Annotated in this window: 4 protein-coding genes; 1 reads left to right on the top strand and 3 read right to left on the bottom strand. The window is 68.8% G+C overall.

All coding sequences use genetic code 11. The features are described from left to right. Positions 1-122 precede the first annotated feature (122 nt). The 3 genes from Q0112_RS00655 to ctaD all read right to left on the bottom strand — a co-directional run bounded on the left by Q0112_RS00655 (position 123) and on the right by ctaD (position 2,938). A complete protein-coding gene (locus tag Q0112_RS00655; protein WP_297970177.1) occupies positions 123-686 on the bottom strand; it encodes a hypothetical protein in 564 nt (187 codons plus the stop codon). Between the two features lie 63 nt (positions 687-749). Then, positions 750-1,286 carry a DUF2244 domain-containing protein gene (locus tag Q0112_RS00650; protein ID WP_297970175.1) on the bottom strand — a complete coding sequence of 179 codons (537 nt, stop codon included), beginning with the start codon at positions 1,284-1,286 and terminating at the stop codon, positions 750-752. A gap of 8 nt (positions 1,287-1,294) precedes the next feature. Further along, positions 1,295-2,938 carry a cytochrome c oxidase subunit I gene (gene ctaD / locus Q0112_RS00645; RefSeq protein ID WP_297970173.1) on the bottom strand — a complete coding sequence of 548 codons (1,644 nt, stop codon included), beginning with the start codon at positions 2,936-2,938 and terminating at the stop codon, positions 1,295-1,297. A gap of 181 nt (positions 2,939-3,119) precedes the next feature. Here ctaD and Q0112_RS00640 point away from each other — a divergent pair, with 181 nt between their 5' ends. After that, a complete protein-coding gene (locus tag Q0112_RS00640) occupies positions 3,120-3,569 on the top strand; it encodes an MmcB family DNA repair protein (protein WP_297970171.1) in 450 nt (149 codons plus the stop codon). Positions 3,570-3,646 lie beyond the last annotated feature (77 nt).

The following is a 3,646-nucleotide window of genomic DNA, read 5'->3' as shown; positions in this document are numbered from 1 at the left end:
GTCCAGAAGATCACCTCATCCCGCCCTCAGCCAGCCCTGTCGTGTAGTGTGACCACCCGGTTAACGGCGCACCAGACGCCGTTTCATTTCAAATGGTTAGCCGGATGGGCGCGCGCGCCCACCTAGAAGTTCCCGAGCGCCCCGAAGTCCATCGCCTCGAGGAACGCCCGCTTGTCCTCGACGCTCGCGCCCCCGGTCACGCTCACCATCACCCGCCCGTTCACCACCCCCTGCAGGTCGCCGTCCTGCTCGGTGAACTCGGTGCGCTGGATGCGCAGCGGCTTGCCGCCGGCCAGCCCGGCCATGCCCGAGATCATCGCTCCGAGGCCGCTCACCATCGGCGAGTCAGCGACCAGCGTGACCGTCACCTGCTCGGCGCCCTTGGTATAGGTGGCCGCCGCGCTCGTCCCGCCGCCGAACATCCCCATCATCCCGCCCGCGGCGGCCTCCTCGTCCGAGGCCTCCCCGCGCGTCCAGCCCCCCGGCGCCGCCGGCAGGAACTTCGCCAGCGCCTCCGATTTCATCGCCGCCAGCAGCTTCCCGGCAAAGTCGAGATCCTCGCGCGCCGCCGAGACGTCCCCGCTGCGATAGGCCTCGAGCGCGCTCTCGAGCGTATCGGTGAACTCGTCCGCGGCCGCAGGCTGTGCCAGCGCGAGCACGAGAGCGGCAGGCGTCAGTCGAAGCATGGGGTTTCTCCCGGTGGTTGCGACGCCCCTATGGTAACTCGCGCCTCGCCCGAAGGACAGCCCTCAGCGCGGCCCCCGCACCCGCGCCAGCGCCGCGGCGAGATCGGCATGCAGCGCCTCGCGCTCCCAGGGGCTCAGGAACGCCCCGAGCTCGATCTCGCGCCCGCTCCCCTCGAGGGTCAGATACTTCTCGACATGCGCATCGCGCAGCTTGAGCCGCACCCAGAAGGGATTGGCATGCCAGCGCCGCTCGCGCCCGTCCGGCTCGCGCCGCACCACGGTGACGAGGTCCGGCCAGAGCTTCAGCTCCTCGCACAGCCGCCCGTCGAGATGATTGCGCCGCACCGCGAGACACAGGCCCGCCAGCGCGGCGACCAGGAAGGGCAGCATCCCCCAGGCCGCCTTGGTGCCGGCCAGCCCGGCCAGCGGCAGCGCCAGCCCCACCGCGAGGATCCCCACCACCCAGGTCCAGCCCCGCCGCGAGCAGGAACGGTTCGGCCAGAGCGTCAGCGCCAGCTCGGGCGGATCGCTGCGCCGGAAGGGATCCCCCGCGGGCCCGAAAGCCCCCTCCGGTCCTCCGACGCCCGATCCGTCCGGCATGGGCCCTCTCAGTGCGTCGCGCGATGGTCCCACATGTCGCGGGTGGGGAGCGTCTCGAAGGTATGCGCCGGCGGCGGATTGGACAGCGTCCACTCCAGCGTCGCGTCGGGCTGCGGCCCCCAGTAGGCCGGCTCGGTCACCCGCTTGCCGTAGCGCAGGGTGTAGAAGACGATCCAGAAGAAGAAGAGGAACGAGAGCCCCGAGATGAACGCACCGATCGAGGAGACGAAGTTCCACTGCGCGAAGGCTTCCGGATAATCCATGTACCGCCGCGGCATCCCCTGCCGCCCGAGGAAGTGCTGCGGGAAGAAGGTGAGGTTGGCGCCGATGAACATCATCCAGAAGTGGAGCTTGCCGGCCCACTCCGGATACTGCCGCCCGGTCACCTTGCCCATCCAGTAGAAGCAGCCGGCGAAGATGCAGAAGACCGCCCCGAGGCTCATCACGTAGTGGAAGTGCGCCACCACGTAGTAGGTGTCCTGATAGGCGCGGTCGATCGGCGCCTGGCTGACCACCACGCCGGTCACGCCGCCGATGGTGAAGACGAAGAGGAAGCCGAGCGCCCAGAGCATCGGCGTCCTGAACTCGATCGAGCCGCCCCACATCGTCGCGATCCAGGAGAAGATCTTGATGCCGGTCGGCACCGCGATCACCATCGTCGCCATCATGAAGTAGCTCTGCTGGGTCAGCGACATGCCCACGGTGAACATGTGGTGCGCCCAGACCACGAAGCCGATCGCGCCGATCGCGATCATCGCGTAGACCATCGGCAGGTAGCCGAAGATCGGCTTCCTCGAAAAGGTCGAGACGACGTGGCTGATGATGCCGAAGCCCGGCACGATCACGATGTAGACCTCCGGATGGCCGAAGAACCACAGGATGTGCTGGTAGAGCACCGGGTCGCCGCCGCCCGAGGGGTCGAAGAAGGTCGTGCCGAAGTTGCGGTCGGTGAGGAGCATGGTGATCGCACCCGCCAGCACCGGCAGCGCCAAGAGGATCATGAAGGCCGTGACCATGATCGACCAGGGGAAGAGCGGCACCTTGTGCAGCGTCATCCCCGGCGCGCGCATGTTCATGAAGGTGGTGATCATGTTGATGGCGCCGAGGATCGACGAGGCCCCCGAGAGGTGCACCGCGAAGATCGCGAGGTCCATCGACATGCCGGATTCCGTTGTCGAGAGCGGCGCGTAGAGCACCCAGCCGACGCCGGTGCCCGGCAGCCCGTCGCCCCCCGGCGCCATGATCGAGAGGATCGCGAGCGTCGAGCCCGCCACGTAGAGCCAGTAACTGAGGTTGTTGAGCCGCGGGAAGGCCATGTCGGGCGCGCCGATCATCAGCGGCATGAAGTAGTTGCCGAAGCCGCCGAAGAGCGCTGGGATGACTACGAAGAACATCATCAAGACGCCGTGGCCGGTAACCAGCACGTTCCAGATGTGCCCGTGCGGCTCGCCGTCGATCAGCATGTACTGCACCCCGGGCTCCAGCAGCTCGAGGCGCATGAACATGGTGAAGGCGACCGAGACGAGGCCGAGCGTCGCCGCCGTCACGACGTAGAGGATGCCGATGTCCTTGTGGTTCGTCGACATGAACCAGCGGGTGAAGAAACCCGGATGGTCGTGGTCGTGGTGTGAATGGACAACGGCGTCGGCCATGATCTGCTCTCCTGACAGCCCGTCGGCCGATTCCGCCTGCGCGGCCCGGCCCCTTGGATCCTGTCTAGCCCTCCCCGACGGGCGGCTTCAAGCCCTGCGCATGGCCTTTTTGCTAACGCCGCCCGGGCGCGCCCCGGGGCCGCCCCTTGACGCGTCCCGGCCGCGGCGCGAAGGAGGACTGATGATCGAGGGCCTTCTTCCCGGCCAGCGCTTGGCCCGCGGTGTCAGCCGGCACCTGCGCAGCCGCCACTTCGCGCCGCTTCTCGAGTTCTGCCCCTCACCAGGGCTGCGCGTCGACGTGATGGCCCTCGGACAGCAGGGCGAGCTCTGGATCGTCGAATGCAAGTCCTGCCGGGCGGACTTCGTCTCCGACGCGAAGTGGAGCGGCTATCTTCCCTGGTGCGACCGGTTCTTCTGGGCAGTCGACACCGACTTCCCGACCGATCTCCTGCCGCCCGCCGCCGGCCTCATCATCGCCGACGCCTGGGACGCCGAGATCCAGCGCTGGCCGGAGTCCACGCCCCTGCCGTCCGCCCGCCGCCGGGCGCTCGTCCAGCGCTTCGCCCGCTGCGCCGCCGCCCGGCTCGGCCAGCTCACCGACCCCGACCCCGCTTCCGCCCCCCCGGCTTAGGCGCGCCGCCCTTGCCCATGCCGCGCGCCCGGGCGGCGGCGGCGCGGAGCTCCTCGGCGATCTCCTCCGCCTCGTCC

It is taken from the genome of uncultured Amaricoccus sp. (assembly GCF_937858865.1).
GTDB lineage: Bacteria > Pseudomonadota > Alphaproteobacteria > Rhodobacterales > Rhodobacteraceae > Amaricoccus.
Note: the sequence above shows the minus strand (reverse complement) of the source record. Positions and strands in the feature narration are given on the sequence as shown.

Excerpts from the sequence above, each read along its gene's own strand:
- Q0112_RS00650 (WP_297970175.1), bottom strand. The coding sequence starts at position 1,286 with ATGCCGGACGGATCGGGCGTCGGAGGACCGGAGGGGGCTTTCGGGCCC.
- Q0112_RS00640 (WP_297970171.1), top strand. The coding sequence starts at position 3,120 with ATGATCGAGGGCCTTCTTCCCGGCCAGCGCTTGGCCCGCGGTGTCAGC.
- Q0112_RS00655 (WP_297970177.1), bottom strand. The coding sequence starts at position 686 with ATGCTTCGACTGACGCCTGCCGCTCTCGTGCTCGCGCTGGCACAGCCT.
- ctaD (WP_297970173.1), bottom strand. The coding sequence starts at position 2,938 with ATGGCCGACGCCGTTGTCCATTCACACCACGACCACGACCATCCGGGT.